This window comes from Luteimonas deserti (assembly GCF_013425765.1).
Taxonomy (GTDB): Bacteria; Pseudomonadota; Gammaproteobacteria; order Xanthomonadales; family Xanthomonadaceae; genus Luteimonas; species Luteimonas deserti.
The window spans coordinates 181,125-198,185 of record NZ_JACCJZ010000017.1; the positions used below are offsets into that span (position 1 = coordinate 181,125).

The following is a 17,061-nucleotide window of genomic DNA, read 5'->3' on the forward strand; positions in this document are numbered from 1 at the left end:
CACATGCTGGGAATCGAGCGATGAGTGCAACCGGAGCTGGCGCGCGCCAGGGCATCCTGTCCCTGGCCGTCAAGGACAAGACGGCGCTGTACAACGCGTACATGTCCTATCTCAAACAGGGCGGCATCTTCGTGCCGACGCCCAAGCGCTATTTCCTCGGCGACGAGGTCTTCCTGCTGCTCACGCTCCCCGAATCCAGCGACCGGCTGCCCACCGCGGGCAAGGTGGTCTGGGTCACGCCGGCCGGGGCCCAGGGCAACCGCACGGCGGGTGTCGGGGTGCAGTTCGCCGACACGCCCGAGGGCGAGGCGGTGAAGGGACGCATCGAGACCCTGCTGGCCGGCACGCTGACGTCCGAGAAGCCGACCCACACGATGTGAGTGAGGCGGCGGCGCCGCGGCGGTGACCGCCACGTGCGGCGTCCCCCGGGCGAATCTCGAGGCGGACGGTTCGAGACGACTCCGCACGGTGCCGGGCAACGATCGCCCGGGCGCCGGCGGTGCGCGCGGCGCGCCATCACAGAGCGCGGCGCATGCGCGACGTGCGGCCACGGTGGGAACGCGGCCCCGGCCCGCCCGCATCGACGCGCCTGGCCGGCACGCGACGCAGCGGGGTCACGCGCCGGATGCCTCAGCCTGCAGTGGGCGCTGCGGTCACGTCCGCTCGCAGCGCGGGTGCATCCCAGCCGGGACGCGGCGCGAAACGCTCGCCGTGACGCGCCTGAAGCGCACGCAGGCGCTCGAGCAGCACCTCGACGCCGGTGTCGCGGATGTATTGCACCGGGCCGCCGCGGAAGGGCGCGAAGCCGGTGCCGAAGATCACTCCGGCGTCGAGCAGATCCGCATCGGCCACCACGCCGTCGTGGAGGGCGGCGACGGCCTCGTTGAGCAGGGGCAACACCAGACGGTCCTCGAGATCCTCCGGCGCGCGGTAGTCCTTCGGCACCTCGGGCTTTTTGGCCTTGCCGTTCTCCCAGGCATACAGGCCCTGGCCATCCTTCTTGCCGCGCTTGCCGGCCTCCGGCGGCGTGGCGAGCGACGCCGGGATCTGCAGCCCGAGAAACGGCGCCAGTTCGCGTCCGACGCCGGAGGCGATGTCCAGGCCCACGGTGTCGATCAGCTCGATCGGCCCCATCGGCATGCCGAAGTTCACCGCGGCGCGATCGATCACCGCGCCGGGAATGCCTTCCGCATAGGCAGTGGCGGCCTCGAGCATGTACGGGAACAACAGGCGGTTGACCAGGAATCCGGGGGTGCCGGCAACCGGCACAGGCAACTTGTCGATCGCCTTGCAGAACGCCGCCAGGCGCTGCACGGTGGTCTCGTCGACGCCGTCGTGATGCACGATCTCCACCAGAGGCATCGAGGCGACGGGATTGAAATAGTGCAGGCCCGCGAACTGCGCCGGCCGCTGCACATGGGCGGCGAGTTCGTCGAGCGGGATAGACGAGGTGTTGCTGGTGAGCAGCGCATGGGGACCGAGGCGCCGTTCAAGCTCGACATAGAGCGCGCGCTTGGCCTCCGCGTTCTCGATGATGGCCTCGATCACCAGATCGGCTTCCGCGATGCCGTCGCCGGCGAGATCCGAGCGCAACCGCGAGGCCACGTCCGGCCGCTTGGCCGGGTCGCGCACCTTCTTCTCGAACAGCGTCGCAGCACGTGCCTGGGCCTTGTCGACGAAGGTCTGCTCGCGGTCCTGCAGGGTCACCTCGAGACCCTTGTAGGCCGACCACGCCGCGATGTCGCCGCCCATGACGCCGGCACCGACCACATGCACCCGGCGCACCGGCGGATGGTCCGCGGTGGATTTTCCGCCCAGGCCCTTCAGACGTTCCATCAGGAAGAACACCCGCGTGAGATTGCGCGCGGTCGACGTGCCGGCCAGCTTGACCACGGACTTGCGTTCCGCGGCCAGCAGTGCGCGGGTGTCGCCCGAGCTCCGCCGCCAGGTCTCGACCATCGCGTAGGGCGCCGGGTAATGGGCCTTCTTCGCCTTGCGCGCGACCTGCTTGACCAGCATCGGCGCGAGTGCCTGACGGACCGGCCAGGTATTGGTGGCCCAGCCCAGGGCACGCTGCTTGAGCGGGCGCACCGTGCCCTTCAGGGCCAGCGCCACGGCCGCATCTACCAGCAGTGTCGGCTCCACCACCTTGTCGACCAGGCCGATGCCGCGCGCAGCCTTCGCCGGCAGCGCCCGACCCGTCAGCATCATGTCGAACGCAGCCGGCGCGCCCACGAGACGGGGGAGGCGCACGCTGCCCCCCCAGCCCGGATAGATGCCGAGCTTGACCTCGGGCAGCCCGATTTTCGTCGAGGCATCGCTGCTGGCGACGCGATAGTCGCAGGCCAGCGCGATCTCGGTGCCGCCGCCCATGCAGAAGCCGTGGATCGCGGCTACGGTCGGGCAGGGGAGTTCGGCGAGGCGCTGGAACGCCATCTGCCCGCGCCGGATCGAATCGCCGATGGTGCCCTTCGCGTCGAACGCCTGGAACTCGCGGATATCGGCGCCCGCGATGAAGCCCTTGGCCTTCGCAGAACGGATGACCAGGGCCTTCGGCGGATCGAGCGCCAGCCGCTCGAGCAGGGCGTCGAGCTCGATGAGCACGTCCTGGGCGAAGGTGTTGACCGACTCGCCGGCGCGGTCGAGCGACAGCATGAGCACACCGTCCTCGCGCGGCTGGGCATGCCAGTGGCTGAAGCGGAGCCCGTCGAGGCCTGCGTACATACGGCACCATCCGTTAGGGTATGGGAATCCGCCTATGATCCCGAGGATGCTTCGGCGGCGTCAAATCGGCGCTTGAAACGGCCGGCCGCATGCCGCGACTTGCGAGGCGCGGGCCGCGCCCCAAGGAATACCGGCGGAGCGGCGGACCATGCCACACCCGTCGTGACGGAACTTTTCGCGCGATCGCCTGTCCCAATGCCCGTGCCAGGCCGGGCCCGATCAAGGAGACCCGGCTCGATGGCCGAGGAACGCGACAGCCAGGAGCGCTTGGATCTGGACGAGGAACTGGTCAGACGTGTGCAGCGCGGCGACACCGCGGCATTCGACCTGCTCGTGCGCAAGCACCAGCACAGGATCGCGGCGCTGATCGGTCGTTACGTCGCCGACTGGAGCGAGGTCCAGGACGTCGCCCAGGAGACGTTCATCCGCGCCTACCGGGCGATCGGCAGCTTTCGCGGCGACGCGCAGTTCTATACCTGGCTGCACAGGATCGCGGTGAACACCGCCAAGAACCACCTCGTCGCGCACAACCGCCGGCCACCGACCGACGACGTCGACATCGACGACGCCGAACAGTTCGAAGGCGGCATGCGGTTGCGCGACAGCGACACCCCCGAGCGCGAACTGATGCGGCAGCAACTGGAACAAACGGTGGTCCGTGCGGTCGAAGCCCTGCCCGAGGAACTGCGGGTGGCGATCAACCTGCGCGAGGTCGACGGCCTCAGCTACGAGGAGATCGCCGAGCGTATGGGCTGCCCGATCGGCACCGTGCGTTCGCGGATCTTCCGCGCACGCGACGCGATCGATCGCGAGCTCAGACCCCTGATGGACAACGAACGACTTGTGGAGCGCGTGACCCGATGAGCCCATCCGACGACATCGACACCCTGCAGATCGCGCCTGATCCGGACAAGCTCGAGCGGTACCACCGCCAGCAGCTTTCGGCGATGCTCGACGGCGAGCTGCCGCAGGACCAGGCGCGGTTCCTGCGTCGCCGCCTGCAGCACGACGCCGAACTCGCCCAGTGCTTCGAGCGCTGGCAGGTCTGCGGTGACGTGCTGCGCGGCCGCCGCGTTTCGCTGTTGCCGGTCGATTTCGCCGACCGCATCGCGGCGGGCATCGCGGCGGATGGCGCAGCCGCGGTGGCGGCGACCGGGACGGCGCGGCGCGCACGCCCACGGCTGCTGCGTTGGGGCGGTGGCGCCGCCCTGGCTGCGTCTGTGGCACTGGTGGCATTGTTCGTCGGACGCCCCGGCGGCCTGCAGGACACGCCCGGCGAGGCGCCCGCGGGCGTTCTCGCCGATGCGTCGCCCGCGCCCCTGCCCGTGCCTGCCGATGCCACCGCCGATGCCTCGGCACTGATGGTGTCGAACGCGGATGCCGGTGCCGGCGTCGTGGCGGCCGGTGCGGTGGCAACGGCTGCAATGCAGCGGCGCACCGGCACCGAGCGCTCGACACGCGCCCAATCGCAGCGGGCCGCCCTGCGTGGCGCCCAGGAGCGTGCGGTACGCGACGTCGAGCTTGCAGCCGTGCCCGGCGCGTCGTCCGGCGGGACCGGGCGCGCATTCGCTCCGGCCGGATCGCTCGTCTCGGCGTCGATTGCGTCGTCGACACTGGGTGCCGTCGACGGCGTGGCCCGGCCGTGGCCGCGCGCATCGTCGCTGACCGCGGACAGCAGTTTCAGCGTGCGCTACGGCGACGGCTTCGCGGCGCCGTCCTGGAGCGACCCGACGCCGGCCGGCAGCAGCGTGCTGCCGAGTTTTCCGGTCGAGCCGAGCGGAGAGGCTGTCCGTCCGCAGTCACCCTGAACCCGCGTGTCGATGCCTGCGCCGGCGGATGCGCAGTCCGCGACGCGCGGTGGTCCACGCCCCGTTCTTTTCTTGCCGATTCCGAGTGATGCAGATGACGTCGATGAAGAAATCCCTGCTCGCGGTGTCCCTGGTCGCGGTCCTGTCCGCGGCGACGACCGCGTTGGTACTGCCTGTCGCGACCGCGCAGTCCGGCCAGGCCACCCAGGCCGACAGTGCGACCACGGTGTCGTCCACTCCGCAGGCGCCGCTGGTCAGCGGCCTACCTGATTTCACCCGTCTGGTGGAGCGGGTCGGGCCGGCCGTGGTCAGCATCGAGACCACGATGGGCGCGCGCCAGACACGCGGCCAGCAGATGCCGGACGATGCGCAGATTCCGGAGATCTTCCGCCGGTTTTTCGGCCCCGGTTTCGAGTTCCCGGGGCAGCCCGGTGCTCCGGGTGCCCCGGGCGCGGCCCCGCGCGGTGTCTCGATGGGCACCGGTTTTCTGATCTCCGCCGACGGTTACCTGCTCACCAACCATCACGTCATCGATGGCGCGGACGAGGTCAAGGTGCGCCTGTCGGACCGGCGCGAGTTCGTCGCCACGATCGTCGGCAGTGACGCCGAGTCGGATGTTGCGGTCCTGAAGATCGATGCCACCGGGCTGCCGATGCTGCGCTATGGAAACGCAACTGCGGTCAAGCCAGGCCAGTGGGCGGTCGCGATCGGCTCGCCGTTCGGTTTCGAGCAGTCGGTGACCGCCGGCATCGTCAGCGCCGTGCAGCGTTCCAACCCTTACGCCAACCAGCGCTACGTGCCCTTCATCCAGACCGATGTGCCGATCAACCGCGGCAACTCGGGCGGCCCGCTGCTCAATGTCGCGGGCGAGGTGATCGGCATCAACTCGCAGATCTTCAGCAACTCGGGCGGCTACATGGGGGTGAGCTTCGCGATTCCGATCGATGTGGCCTCCAATGTCGCCGAACAGATCAAGACCACGGGCAGCGTGCAGCGCGGGTCGCTCGGCGTGCAGGTGTCGAACGTGACGGCGGAGGCGGCGGCCGGCTTCTCCCTGCCCGACACCCGCGGGGCCCTGGTGCAGGAGGTGCTGGCCGGAAGCCCCGCGCAGCGTGCCGGCATCGAGCCGGGCGATGTGATCCGCGCGGTGGACGGCACGCAGATCAACAACTCGAGCGAGTTGCCGCCGCTGGTGGGCAGCCGGGCCCCGGGCACGCGGATGAAGTTGCAGGTGTTCCGAGAGGGGCGCACGCGCGACTTCGACGTTACCCTGACCGCCCTCGATTCGCCGGGCGCGTCGACGCCCGCCCGCGCCGAGCGGCCGCAGTCGGGAGCCGCCGCGCCCGCGACCAACGCGCTCGGTCTCGTCGGTCGCGACCTCGACGTCGCGCAGCGGCGCCAGTTCGGCCTCGAGGATGGAGAAGGCGTGCTGATCGCAAACGCCGGACGCGGCGCGGCCGCCAGCGCCGGCATCGCCACGGGCGACGTCGTGCTCCGGGTGGGGCGCACGCCGGTCGGCAGCGCGGCGGCGCTCGATCGTGCCCTGCGCGACGTCAAGCCGGGCGACACGGTGATGCTGCTCGTGCGCGGCCGCGGCGGCGCCACCCAGTACCGAGCGGTGACTGTCCCGGCCACCGGCGAGCGCTGATCCCGGCTCCGCCCGGAGCACCAGCGCGGAGCCCCAGGGTCCGCGGCGGGGCGTCCCGTCGCGGACCGCTGCGTTGACGGCCTGCGACGACGCGCGCGCCGCAGCGGGGCGCTATGCGATAATCGCCCGTTATCTTTTCGACGACGGCCCGGCCGCCGCCCATGACCCACGATTCGATGCGGAACATCCGCAATTTCTCCATCATCGCCCACGTCGACCACGGCAAGTCGACCCTGGCCGACCGCATCATCCAGCTGTGCGGCGGCCTCCAGGCCCGCGAGATGGAGGCGCAGGTGCTCGACTCGAATCCGATCGAGCGCGAGCGCGGCATCACCATCAAGGCGCAGTCGGTGTCGCTGCCGTACACCGCGCGCGATGGCCAGGTCTACCATCTGAACTTCATCGACACCCCCGGCCACGTCGACTTCAGCTACGAGGTCAGCCGGTCCCTGGCGGCGTGCGAAGGCGCGCTGCTGGTGGTCGACGCGGCACAGGGCGTGGAGGCGCAATCGGTCGCCAACTGCTACACGGCGATCGAGCAGGGCCTGGAAGTGGTGCCGGTGCTCAACAAGATCGATCTGCCCACGGCCGACATCGAACGCGCGAAGGCGGAGATCGAGGCCGTGATCGGCATCGACGCCGAGGACGCGGTGGCGGTCAGCGCCAAGACCGGCCTGAACGTGGTCGAGGTGCTCGAGGCGATCGTGCAGCGCATCCCGCCGCCGGCGGATCGCGGCAGTGACAAGCTGCAGGCCCTGATCATCGATTCCTGGTTCGACAACTACCTGGGCGTGGTGTCGCTGGTTCGCGTCATGCAGGGCGAGATCAAGCCGGGCGACAAGATCCAGGTGATGTCGACCGGGCGCTGGCACCAGGTCGACAAGGTCGGCGTGTTCACGCCCAAGCGCAAGGAAACCAAGGCCCTGCGCGCGGGCGAAGTGGGCTGGATCAACGCGAGCATCAAGGATGTGCACGGCGCCCCCGTCGGCGACACCCTGACGCTGCAGGCCGACCCCGCACCCGAAGCGCTGCCCGGGTTCCAGGAAATGCAGCCGCGCGTGTTCGCAGGCCTGTTCCCGATCGATGCCGAGGATTATCCGTCGCTGCGCGAGGCGCTCGACAAGCTGCGCCTCAACGATGCCGCGCTCCGGTTCGAGCCCGAGAGCTCCGAGGCGATGGGCTTCGGCTTCCGCTGCGGCTTCCTCGGCATGCTGCACATGGAGATCGTGCAGGAGCGGTTGGAGCGCGAGTACAACCTCGATCTGATCAGCACCGCGCCCACCGTGATCTACGAAGTGCTGCGCACCGACGGCGAGGTGGTCAGCCTCGACAATCCCGCCAAGCTGCCGCCGGCGAACCAGATCGAGGAGATCCGCGAGCCGATCATCCGCGCCAACGTGCTCACACCGCCCGATTACGTCGGCAACGTGATCACCCTGTGCGAGGAGAAGCGCGGCAGCCAGATCGGCATCACCTACATGGGCAGCCAGGTGCAGATCGCCTACGAACTGCCGATGGCCGAGGTGGTGCTGGATTTCTTCGACAAGCTGAAGTCGGTCAGCCGCGGCTACGCGTCGCTGGACTACCACTTCCTGCGCTTCCAGGCCGGGCCGTTCGTGCGCGTGGACACGCTGATCAACGGCGACAAAGTCGATGCACTGTCGCTGATCGTGCATCGTCAGCATGCGGACCGACGGGGCCGCGAGCTCACCGAGAAGATGAAGGAGCTCATCCCGCGGCAGATGTTCGATGTGGCGATCCAGGCGGCGATCGGCTCGCAGGTGATCGCGCGCACCACGGTCAAGGCGATGCGCAAGAACGTGCTCGCCAAGTGCTACGGCGGCGACATCTCGCGCAAGAAGAAGCTCCTCGAGAAGCAGAAGGAAGGCAAGAAGCGCATGAAGCAGGTGGGCCGCGTCGAGATTCCGCAGGAGGCCTTCCTCGCCGTGCTCAGCACCTCCCGCGACTCCTGATTCGTGGTTTGATAGCGCCGGCCGCCGCCCCGGCCCGTCCGAGTTCTTCCGAGGATCCTGCATGAAATGGTTCGAGACCGCGCTGGTCGTGCTGACGCTGCTCACCGGCGTCATCTGGCTGCTGGACAGGCTGTTCCTGGCCAAGCGGCGCGCACGTCGCGGCGGCCTGATCGAGGCCCGCGAGCCGGTGCTGGTCGACTACTCGCGCGCCTTCTTTCCGGTGCTGATCGTGGTCCTGATCCTGCGCAGCTTCGTCGCCGAGCCGTTCCGGATCCCCTCCAGCTCGATGATGCCGACGCTGTTGATCGGCGACTTCATCCTGGTCAACAAGTTCAGCTACGGCATCCGCCTGCCGATCACCAACCGGAAGGTCGTCGACATCGGCGCGCCCGAGCGCGGTGACGTGGTGGTGTTCCGCCCGCCCCAGCACCCCGACCAGGACTGGATCAAGCGCGTGATCGGCCTGCCCGGCGACACCATCGAATTCCGCGACAATCAGGTCTTCGTCAACGAGGTCGCCTTCGGCTACGAGCGCCTCGCCACCTACGAGGGCGTGGGCCGCGGCGCCGAGATGACCGGGGCCTCGCTCTATGCCGAGCAGATGCCGGACCGACGCCACGAGATCCTGCATATCGACCAGGCCGCGCCGTTCCACCTCGGCGAGGGCACCTTCCACGTGCCGCAGGGCCATTACTTCGTGATGGGCGACAACCGTGACCGCAGCGACGACGGCCGCTTCTGGGGTACGCTTCCCGAGACCCAGCTGCGTGGCAAGGCGTTCCTGATCTGGATGAACGTCGATACCGCCGCGCCGGGCTGGGTCGACTGGGGAAGGATCGGCAATCCGATCCGCTGAGCCGCCGGCGGCAGGCCGGTTTTCGAGGGGACGTTCCATGAGACGCACGCAACGCGGCATCACCCTGCTGGGCTTCATCATCGTGCTGGCGGTCATCGGTTTCTTCGCCTATGTGGGCATGAAGCTGTTTCCGATGTACTCCGAGTACTACAGCGTCAAATCCGCACTGAAGGGGCTCGCCAACGAGTCGGGCGTGGCGGCCTCCGATCCTGCGCGCATCCAGGATCTGTTCTTCCGCCGGCTCTACATCAGCTATTCGGAGAACGTGAAGCCGCAGAACGTCAAGATCCGCCGCGTCGACAACGGCTGGCAGATGGACGTGCAGTACGAGGTGCGCCGTCCGCTGATCGGCAATCTCGACGTCGTGGGCAAGTTCCACGCCACGCAGATGCTGCGCCGCGGTGGCGACGGCGTGTGACCGGCAGCAGGGGCGGTTCGCGGGGCACGTGTTCCGCGATCCCGCCCTGCTGGTGCAGGCGCTGACGCATCGCAGTGCCGGCGCACCGCACAACGAGCGGCTCGAGTTCCTCGGCGACGCCATTCTCGGCGCGCTGATCGCCGAAGCGCTCTACGCACGCTGGCCCACCGCCGACGAAGGCACGCTCACCCGCGCCCGCGCGGAGCTGGTGCGTGAATCCTCGCTGGCGGCCGTGGCCCGCGAGCTCGAGATCGGGGCCCGTCTGGTACTGGGCCCCGGCGAGATGAAGTCCGGCGGACATCGTCGCGATTCGATCCTGGCCGACGCGCTCGAGGCGCTGATCGCCGCCGTGTACCTCGATGCAGGTCTGGACGGCTGCCGCAACGTCGTGCTTCCGCTGTTCGACCGCACCATCGCGGTGCTGGCCAGCGGCCAGGTCACGAAGGATGCGAAGACCCGCCTGCAGGAATGGCTGCAGGCGCGCCAGCGTCCGCTGCCCCAGTACGAACTGCTCGGCGAGAGCGGAGAAGAACACGCCAAGGTGTTCCTGGTGCGCTGCGCGCTGGGCGACGGCGCGGTGCACGCGGACGGGCAGGGCAGCTCGCGCCGCGCCGCTGAACAGCGCGCGGCCGAAGGCGTGATCGGCCAGCTCGACGGCGTGCGCTGAGCCACGACGCCCGCGTTCCGGCGCGCCCCCCGCGGCAAGCCGTAGAATGCCGGCATGACCGAGAGCACCCCCACGTCCCACCACGCCGGCTTCGTCGCCGTGATCGGCCGACCCAACGTCGGCAAGTCCACCCTGGTCAACGCGCTCGTCGGCGCGAAGGTCAGCATCGTCTCCAATCGCCCCCAGACCACGCGCCACCGTCTGCTGGGCATCGCGACCTTTCCGCAGGGCCAGCTGATGCTGGTCGACACCCCCGGCATCCACCGCGAACAGAGGCGGGCGATGAACCGGATCATGAACCGGGCCGCGCGCGGCGCCCTCGAGGGTGTGGACGCGGCGCTGCTGGTGGTCGTGGCCGGGCGCTGGGACGACGAGGACACGCTGGCATTCGAAGCACTGCGCGACGCAGGTGTGCCGGTGGTGCTGGTGGTCAACCAGATCGACCGGATGAAGGACAAGACCGCGTTGCTGCCGTACCTGCAGACGGTGACCGGCGGTCGCGAATTCGCCGGCGTGGTGCCGCTGTCCGCACTCAAGCGCAACGGCCTGCCGCAGCTCGTTGCCACCGTGTTGCCGCTGCTGCCGCTCCAGGCGGCGCTCTACGGCGAAGACGAGATCACCGACAAGAGTCAGCGGTTCCTGGCCGGCGAACTGGTGCGCGAGCAACTGATGCGCCAGCTCGGAAACGAGCTGCCGTATGCGACGACGGTCGAGATCGAAAGCTTCACCGTCGACGGCACCATGCTGCGCATCGGCGCGGTGATCTGGGTCGAGCGCGAGGGCCAGAAGGCCATCGTGATCGGCAAGGCAGGGACCCGGCTGAAGGAGATCAGCACCCGCGCGCGGCTCGGAATGGAGCGTCTGTTCGACGCCAAGGTCTTCCTCGAGACCTGGGTGCGCGTGCGCGAGGGCTGGTCCGACGACGAAGCCGCACTCAAGGCGCTGGGTTATGGCGACTGAGCAGCGCGCCCAGGGGCAGTGCCTGTGCGGCAGCGTGGTCATCAGCATTCCGGCCGGTGATGCCGGCATCAGTGTCTGCCACTGCCGCATGTGCCGGCGCTGGGGCGGTGGCCCCGCCATGGTGGTCCACGCCGGCCCCGGATTGCGGATCGAACAGGGCGGGGGGCTGGTGTCGCGGTTCGCGTCCTCCGAGTGGGCCGAACGCGCGTTCTGTGCGCAGTGCGGCAGCCACCTGTTTTACCGGAGCCTCGCCGACGACGCGCATTACGTGGCGGCGGGCCTGTTCGAGACGCTGCCGGGCGCCACTCTGACGATGGAGATCTTCGTCGACGCCAAGCCCGACTGGTACGCCTTCGTCGAGGCCGGAGAACGCCTGACCGAGGCCGAGTTTCTCGCCCGGATGGGCGCTGCCGGCTGAGGCCCCGCGGGCCCATGCGCATCGAGGACCAGGCCGCCCACGTGCTCCACGCGCGGCCGTGGCGCGAGACCAGTCTTCTGGTCGAAGTGCTGACCCGCGACCACGGCAGGCTCGGGCTCGTGGCGCGCGGCGTGCAGGGCCCGAAGCGCCATGTGCTGCGCGCCGCCCTGCAGCCATTGCAGCTGGTGCGCTTGTCGGTGGTGTTGCGCGGTGAGCTCGCCCAGCTGCGCGGCGCCGAGGCACTCGATGCGGCGCCGCGACTGAGCGGCGACGCGATGCTGGCGGGCTTCTACGTCTGCGAACTGGTGCTTCGCCTCGCGCCGCGTCAGGATCCCGCGCCGGAGCTGTTCGATGCCTATTCCCGTGTGCGCGAGCGCCTGCGCATCCCGACAGGCCTGGCCTGGACCCTGCGCCGGTTCGAGCGCGACCTGCTCGATGCGCTGGGCGTGGGGTTCGCCCTGGATCACGACGGCGACGGCGAGCCGATCGATCCCGCCGCACGCTACCGCCTGGACCCCGAGCATGGTCCGCGGCGGCTCCGGCAGGACAGCGGTGCGGGCGAACGCAACGCAGCGGCCACCGGCCAAGGCCTGCTGGCGCTCGCGGCCGGCGACACCCCGCCCGACAGCGCGGACCTCGCCGGCCTACGTCGTGCCCTGCGCACGGTGCTCGCACACCACCTGGGACCGCGCGGTCTGAAGTCGTGGGAGCTCGCCAGCGATCTGGCGGGTCGCTGACCCACGGGTTGGAGCGGCGACTGGACCTGTCGAGCTTCGCAGCAGGTGGACGCCGCCGGGATCCGCTTGGGGCGGAAGGTTCGAACGCGCGCTCACGTCATCGGCTCGAGCCCGTCGCGACGCGAATATGCGTCGCCTGTCGACGTCCCGACCGGCGCCAGAGCGCGCATACACCCGCCGAGCCCGCCTCCCACGCTATCCGTGAGGCGCACTCGTCAACGTGCGCCGCAGGCGGGCCGGGGTCTGTCCGTACTCGCGGCTGATGACCGCCACGAAACCCGCATACGTGTCGAAGCCGACGGCCTGTGCGACCGCTGCCAGGCTCAAACGCGGATCGCGCATCACCACCAGAGCGCGCTCGGCCCGGGCGCGCAGCACGTACTGCCAGATCGAGCACCCGATGGTCACGCGGAAGGTGCGGCTGAGGTGGAAGAGGCTGGTCGACGCCGCGGCGGCGATGGCCGCTAGATCGAGCCGGGTCGCGAGATTCGTGTGGATGTACTCCAGCGCCCGTCGCACGCGCCAGTCGCGCGATCCCGTCCGCGCGCCGACACGCCGGTGCGTGGGGGTCGGTACCAGCACGGCCGCGAGGGCGACGAAGAGTGCATCGCCCACCAGCGTCCCGTGCGGCTGTCCATTCGCGGCGTCCGTGCGCAATGCGTGCAGCAGCTGCACGGCGAGCGGGGCGTCGAGTCGTCGACCGCTGCGCAGCCGGTGGCCGGCCGCATCGACTTCCGGCCCCAGCGCGGCGGCCAAAGCGTCGGTCGAGAAATAGAAACAGGCGGCTTCCAGCGGGGTTTCCCACCACGACGCTCCGCCGACGCCGGCCTCGATCACCGAAAGTTCGTCTCGTTCTGTGAACGCCTGGCCATGGCCCTGGAGCCGGAAGCCGATCCGCGGTACCGCCGTGCCGAGGGGAAGCGCAAGGTGATGGAAGGGCAGGCCCGGGGCTTCCAGGCGGGTCGCCTCGATGCGCGAGTGCTCCATCGCGCAGAAGCTCCACTCGGCGCGGGCGAGCAGCGCCGTCCCCATCCCCGGCGGAATCTTGTTCATCTGGGCGATCGGTACGCCTGCCTGCATCGGGCTCCCCTCGGCAGCATGCGGCGACGAACAGCAGGATTTCGAAGGACGAGGCTGGGTGCCCAGGGCTACCGTGTCAAGGCTGGCGCCGCCCGCACGATGCATCCCCGCCATACGTTCCCCGGAGTAACCGTCATGCCACGTTCCCTGTTTGCCGTCCTCCTTGTCTGTCTCGGCCTCCCCAGCGGCATCGTCCGGGCCGAGGCCTGTCGCTGCCAGTACGCCGACAAGGCGGCGCTGCATGCAGGCGCCACGGATGTGGTCGAGGACGTCCTGCGCCAGGCACGTGACGCGGCGGTGCTGGACCTGGCGCCGGTTGCGGTCGAGGTGCGGAACACGCCGGCACTGATCCTGGTGAGCTTCGATACCCGCACGATCTACCTGCCGTGGTGGCAGGAGCTCGATCCTGCGACGCAGGAGGTCTTCATGCATCTGGGAGGCGGGGACGTAGCCGGGCGGCGGCTGTTCGATCTGCTCTTCCAGCAGTTCTTCATCGCCCACGAAGCGGCGCACTGGGTCCAGGCGCAGGCCAGGGGACACACCTCCAACGAAGAATTCTTCCGCGATGCAGACCACTATCGGAACGAGGCCGAGGCGAATGCGCTGGCGGTGGCGTTCTGGCGACAGACCCGCGAAGGCGAAGCCTATCTCGCCGAGCTGCATCGGGTACTGGCGCCTGTGGCCGCGCGCTTGCCCGATCCCGTACCGCCGGGCGCGGCAGCGGCCGAGCACTTCAATGCGAATTACGAGGCACTGGGCTCGGATCCGATGTCCTACGCCTGGTTCCAGTTCCGCTTCGTCCTCGATGCACTGGAGCAACGCGGCGGCCTCGATTTCGCGCAGCTCGTCCGCAACATGAGGGTGCCGACCGACGCCAGCGATCGCTGAGCCGGCGCAGCGTGCCGCGGGCTACCGGAGCGGGCCGCCCCGGCCATGGGTGGTTCCGAGGCCGGCGCGCGCCGTGGTCATCCGCCCTCCAGGGTGCGCTGCACGGCGTCGCGGAACGCACGCAGGGCATCGCGGGAGTCGGGCGTGGCATGGAGTGCCGCTGCCGCGGTGCCGAGGCGGTCGGCGCCGACGAAGCCGCAGCCCGCACGCAGCCGATGCAGGGCCGCGCGCACCGCCGGCAGGTCCTGTGTCTCGCTCGCGCGGACGATGGTGTCCCGCGTTCCGGGAAGCTCGCCGAGGAACAGCGCACGCAGCGCCTGGGCGTTGGCGGCGTCGCCGCCGACGGCCGCAAGTGCGGCGGCCGCGTTCCAGACCGCAGCGCCGGACGGCGACTCCGACGACGGCTGCGAAGGCCGGTCGGCAGCCCGCGTGGGGCCCAGCAGGCGACGGATCGCGGCCTGCCACGCGCCCGCGCTGAGCGGTTTGCTCACGGCCAGCACGAAGCCGGCAGCGCGCAGTGCGTCCAGGGCATCGCTCTCGCGCGCCGCGGTATGGGCCAGCGCCGGTACTTCGAGGCCGTCGCGCCGCAACTGCGCAAGCAGGCCGACGCCGGTGCCGTCGGGCAACTGCGCGTCGATGAGCCAGGCGTCGTGGCCGCCCCTGGCGGCGCGGGTGTAGGCCTGCGCCACCGTGGCCGCCACCTCCACATCGGCGGGCAGCGCGGCAGCGGCGGCAAGCAGGAAGTTCCGGCTGGTGGGGTCGTCTTCGACCAGCAGCAATCGGGTCATGGGCGCTCCTTGCGGGACGGGTATTCTCCGGCGATGTCCTTCCGCCTTCTGACGATCCTAACCCTGTTGCTGGCCGCCATGCCGGCCTGGCGCGCGGAGGCGGCCGGCGAACCGCGGGCGCGGGCGCGCATCGAGAGGGTGACCACGCCGGTCGCGGTGCTGGACGATGTGCGTGTGTCGCTGGAGTGGCCGACGGATGCGCCTGAAGGCCGGCTGCGGCTGCAGGCCGGGCGGGTGGATGCCGGGGAACTCGGCTGGCGCTTCGAGAACGTCGACTGGCAATGCCCGCTGCGCCGCGTGGCGGGCGGCAGGCCCGGCGACGTGCGCTGGCGCTGCGACGGCGCGCTGCGCAGCGCGGAAGGAGGCAGCCTGCGGCTGGCGGTCGAGCTGGACGGGGCGCATACCGGCGCGGTGCTGACCGGCGACGGCGGACGTCTGGCGCTGGCCCGCGATGCGCGCTCGCCCGCGCGCACCACGCTCGATCTGCGCCAGGTGCCGGCGGCATGGGCCGAGGCCCTGGTGCGCCAGGGCTGGGCAGGCGGGCAGGTGCGGGGCGGCCGCCTGGACGGCGAGGTGCACATCGACGCACCGGACGCGGCGCCATTGCAGATCGCCGGGCATCTTGCGGCTGCCGACCTCGCGCTCGAATCCGACGCCGGCGATATCGCCAGTGCGGGACTCGGTGCCGATCTGCGCTTCCGGATGCGCCTGTCCGACGGTGCCACCGAGCTCACGCTCGACGGCGCGCTGCGCGGCGGCGAGGTTCTTCTCGGCGCGGCCTATCTCGCACTTCCCGACAGCCCGGTGGGCCTCGGTCTCGATGCCGTGCGCGCGCCCGGGGGCGGCTGGGATTTCCCGCGTCTGGCCTGGAACGACGGCGCCGCGCTGGTCCTCGACGGCACGGCGCGACTGACCGAGACGCTCGACCTCGCCGCCATCGATCTCACCGCCGTGAGCGCCGATGCCGGTGTGCTTCCCGCACGCTATCTGTCCGGCTGGCTGGGGCCGGCGGGCCTGTCGGGGCTGTCACTCCAGGGCGGATTCGAGGCCACGCTGTCGTTGGAGCACGGCGTGTTGCGCGATGCCGGACTCGTGCTGCGCACGCTCGACGTGGGCGACAGCGAGGCGCGCTTCCGGCTCGATGGCCTCGACGGCGCGATCCGGTACTCGGCCCACGCGCCGGTGCGCAGTGCCTTCGCCTGGCGCGGAGGCGCGCTGTACGGCATGCCCTTCGATGCGGCCGCATGGAGCCTGCTCAGCGGCGACGGACGCCTGCGCCTGCGCGCGCCGGTCGCGTTTTCGCTCCTGGGGGGACGTATCGGGTTCGAGGCCCTGATGCTGCAGCCGCCCTCGGTCGAAGGCCGGTTCCGCATGCAGACCGAGCTGTGGCTCGAGGCCCTCGACATCGGCGCCCTCGCCAAGGCACTCGACCTGCCGGCATTCGAGGGCCGCCTGGAAGGGCGTATCCCGATCGTGCGCTATGCGGACAACCGCATCGACTTCGACGGCGGGCTGTCGATGGACCTGTTCGGCGGGCGGGTGGACGTGGCCGCGTTGTCGATCGAACGGCCGTTCGGCGTGGCGCCCACCGTGGCGGGGGACCTCGCGATCACCGGCCTCGATCTCCGGGCGCTGACCGGGGTGTTCGGTTTCGGCAGTATCGAGGGCAGGTTGCACGGACGCATCGACGACCTGCGACTGATCGACTGGACCGCCACCGCCTTCGACGCCGAGCTTCATACCGAGCGTGCCCCGGGCGTGCGCCAGCGCATCAGCCAGCGCGCCGTGCAGAACATCTCCAGCGTGGGCGATGCCTCGTTCGTCACCAGTCTGCAGGGCCAGCTGATCGGCATCTTCGACGACTTCGGTTATCGCGCCATCGGCATCTCGTGCCGCCTGCGCAATGAGGTCTGCAGGATGGGCGGTCTGCGTTCAGGGCCTTCCACCTTTACTATCGTCGAAGGCGCCGGCCTGCCGCGGCTCGATGTGGTCGGCCACAATCGCGACGTGGACTGGCCCACCCTGATCGCGCGGCTGGTCGCCGTCGCCGGGGGCGACGTCGAACCGGTGTTCGATTGAGCGCATTGTTCTTTTTT

16 protein-coding genes are annotated in these 17,061 nt (G+C 70.0%); 13 read left to right on the forward strand and 3 right to left on the reverse strand.

What is annotated here, in order from left to right:
* Window positions 1–20: 20 nt before the first annotated feature.
* Complete coding sequence (locus H0E82_RS10010; RefSeq protein ID WP_180545316.1) at window positions 21–380, forward strand: PilZ domain-containing protein; 360 nt, start codon at window positions 21–23, stop codon at window positions 378–380.
* Between the two features lie 250 nt (window positions 381–630).
* On the opposite strand, the gene H0E82_RS10015 is transcribed toward H0E82_RS10010, so the two are convergent.
* Window positions 631–2,724, reverse strand: a complete 2,094-nt coding sequence (locus tag H0E82_RS10015; RefSeq protein WP_180545317.1) for a 3-hydroxyacyl-CoA dehydrogenase NAD-binding domain-containing protein — start codon at window positions 2,722–2,724, stop codon at window positions 631–633.
* Window positions 2,725–2,961: 237 nt separating this feature from the next.
* Here H0E82_RS10015 and rpoE point away from each other — a divergent pair, with 237 nt between their 5' ends.
* The 10 genes from rpoE to recO all read left to right on the forward strand — a co-directional run bounded on the left by rpoE (window position 2,962) and on the right by recO (window position 12,209).
* Window positions 2,962–3,588, forward strand: coding sequence for an RNA polymerase sigma factor RpoE (gene rpoE / locus H0E82_RS10020; RefSeq protein ID WP_180545318.1), 627 nt, complete (start codon window positions 2,962–2,964; stop codon window positions 3,586–3,588).
* Window positions 3,585–4,532 (forward strand): sigma-E factor negative regulatory protein, encoded by a 948-nt coding sequence (locus tag H0E82_RS10025; RefSeq protein WP_180545319.1) that lies wholly within the window; start codon window positions 3,585–3,587, stop codon window positions 4,530–4,532. The genes rpoE and H0E82_RS10025 overlap by 4 nt, the downstream gene beginning before the upstream one ends.
* A 103-nt stretch (window positions 4,533–4,635) precedes the next feature.
* On the forward strand, window positions 4,636–6,180 hold the full coding sequence (locus H0E82_RS10030; protein ID WP_180545568.1) for a Do family serine endopeptidase: 1,545 nt from the start codon (window positions 4,636–4,638) through the stop codon (window positions 6,178–6,180).
* Window positions 6,181–6,356: 176 nt separating this feature from the next.
* A complete protein-coding gene (lepA, locus tag H0E82_RS10035; protein WP_180545569.1) occupies window positions 6,357–8,153 on the forward strand; it encodes a translation elongation factor 4 in 1,797 nt (598 codons plus the stop codon).
* Between the two features lie 61 nt (window positions 8,154–8,214).
* Entirely contained in the window at window positions 8,215–9,009 is a 795-nt protein-coding gene (lepB, locus tag H0E82_RS10040) for a signal peptidase I (protein WP_180545320.1), read from the forward strand.
* 37 nt (window positions 9,010–9,046) lie between these two features.
* The gene (locus H0E82_RS10045) at window positions 9,047–9,427 is read left to right on the forward strand and encodes a DUF4845 domain-containing protein (protein ID WP_180545321.1); all 381 of its coding nucleotides are present in this window, start codon (window positions 9,047–9,049) and stop codon (window positions 9,425–9,427) included.
* Entirely contained in the window at window positions 9,411–10,094 is a 684-nt protein-coding gene (gene rnc, locus H0E82_RS10050) for a ribonuclease III (RefSeq protein WP_180545322.1), read from the forward strand. The genes H0E82_RS10045 and rnc overlap by 17 nt, the downstream gene beginning before the upstream one ends.
* A gap of 54 nt (window positions 10,095–10,148) precedes the next feature.
* Window positions 10,149–11,054, forward strand: coding sequence for a GTPase Era (gene era / locus H0E82_RS10055; protein WP_180545323.1), 906 nt, complete (start codon window positions 10,149–10,151; stop codon window positions 11,052–11,054).
* Entirely contained in the window at window positions 11,044–11,472 is a 429-nt protein-coding gene (locus H0E82_RS10060; RefSeq protein ID WP_180545324.1) for a GFA family protein, read from the forward strand. The genes era and H0E82_RS10060 overlap by 11 nt, the downstream gene beginning before the upstream one ends.
* Window positions 11,473–11,486: 14 nt before the next feature.
* Complete coding sequence (recO, locus tag H0E82_RS10065; RefSeq protein WP_180545325.1) at window positions 11,487–12,209, forward strand: DNA repair protein RecO; 723 nt, start codon at window positions 11,487–11,489, stop codon at window positions 12,207–12,209.
* Between the two features lie 195 nt (window positions 12,210–12,404).
* On the opposite strand, the gene H0E82_RS10070 is transcribed toward recO, so the two are convergent.
* On the reverse strand, window positions 12,405–13,289 hold the full coding sequence (locus tag H0E82_RS10070; protein WP_180545326.1) for an AraC family transcriptional regulator: 885 nt from the start codon (window positions 13,287–13,289) through the stop codon (window positions 12,405–12,407).
* A 135-nt stretch (window positions 13,290–13,424) separates the two neighbouring features.
* Between H0E82_RS10070 and H0E82_RS10075 the strand changes: the two genes are divergently transcribed.
* Window positions 13,425–14,177 (forward strand): ImmA/IrrE family metallo-endopeptidase, encoded by a 753-nt coding sequence (locus H0E82_RS10075; RefSeq protein ID WP_180545327.1) that lies wholly within the window; start codon window positions 13,425–13,427, stop codon window positions 14,175–14,177.
* 77 nt (window positions 14,178–14,254) lie between these two features.
* Here the strand turns inward: H0E82_RS10075 and H0E82_RS10080 are convergent, their stop codons facing one another.
* The gene (locus H0E82_RS10080; RefSeq protein ID WP_180545328.1) at window positions 14,255–14,965 is read right to left on the reverse strand and encodes a response regulator; all 711 of its coding nucleotides are present in this window, start codon (window positions 14,963–14,965) and stop codon (window positions 14,255–14,257) included.
* 33 nt (window positions 14,966–14,998) lie between these two features.
* Between H0E82_RS10080 and H0E82_RS10085 the strand changes: the two genes are divergently transcribed.
* The gene (locus H0E82_RS10085) at window positions 14,999–17,044 is read left to right on the forward strand and encodes a hypothetical protein (RefSeq protein WP_180545329.1); all 2,046 of its coding nucleotides are present in this window, start codon (window positions 14,999–15,001) and stop codon (window positions 17,042–17,044) included.
* Window positions 17,045–17,061: the final 17 nt, after the last annotated feature.

Coding starts and splice junctions, on each gene's coding strand:
- lepB (WP_180545320.1), top strand. CDS start 8,215: ATGAAATGGTTCGAGACCGCGCTGGTCGTGCTGACGCTGCTCACCGGC.
- lepA (WP_180545569.1), top strand. CDS start 6,357: ATGCGGAACATCCGCAATTTCTCCATCATCGCCCACGTCGACCACGGC.
- H0E82_RS10075 (WP_180545327.1), top strand. CDS start 13,425: ATGCCACGTTCCCTGTTTGCCGTCCTCCTTGTCTGTCTCGGCCTCCCC.
- H0E82_RS10060 (WP_180545324.1), top strand. CDS start 11,044: ATGGCGACTGAGCAGCGCGCCCAGGGGCAGTGCCTGTGCGGCAGCGTG.
- H0E82_RS10080 (WP_180545328.1), bottom strand. CDS start 14,965: ATGACCCGATTGCTGCTGGTCGAAGACGACCCCACCAGCCGGAACTTC.
- H0E82_RS10045 (WP_180545321.1), top strand. CDS start 9,047: ATGAGACGCACGCAACGCGGCATCACCCTGCTGGGCTTCATCATCGTG.
- H0E82_RS10010 (WP_180545316.1), top strand. CDS start 21: ATGAGTGCAACCGGAGCTGGCGCGCGCCAGGGCATCCTGTCCCTGGCC.
- H0E82_RS10070 (WP_180545326.1), bottom strand. CDS start 13,289: ATGCAGGCAGGCGTACCGATCGCCCAGATGAACAAGATTCCGCCGGGG.
- rpoE (WP_180545318.1), top strand. CDS start 2,962: ATGGCCGAGGAACGCGACAGCCAGGAGCGCTTGGATCTGGACGAGGAA.
- era (WP_180545323.1), top strand. CDS start 10,149: ATGACCGAGAGCACCCCCACGTCCCACCACGCCGGCTTCGTCGCCGTG.
- H0E82_RS10015 (WP_180545317.1), bottom strand. CDS start 2,724: ATGTACGCAGGCCTCGACGGGCTCCGCTTCAGCCACTGGCATGCCCAG.
- H0E82_RS10025 (WP_180545319.1), top strand. CDS start 3,585: ATGAGCCCATCCGACGACATCGACACCCTGCAGATCGCGCCTGATCCG.
- H0E82_RS10030 (WP_180545568.1), top strand. CDS start 4,636: ATGAAGAAATCCCTGCTCGCGGTGTCCCTGGTCGCGGTCCTGTCCGCG.
- recO (WP_180545325.1), top strand. CDS start 11,487: ATGCGCATCGAGGACCAGGCCGCCCACGTGCTCCACGCGCGGCCGTGG.
- H0E82_RS10085 (WP_180545329.1), top strand. CDS start 14,999: ATGTCCTTCCGCCTTCTGACGATCCTAACCCTGTTGCTGGCCGCCATG.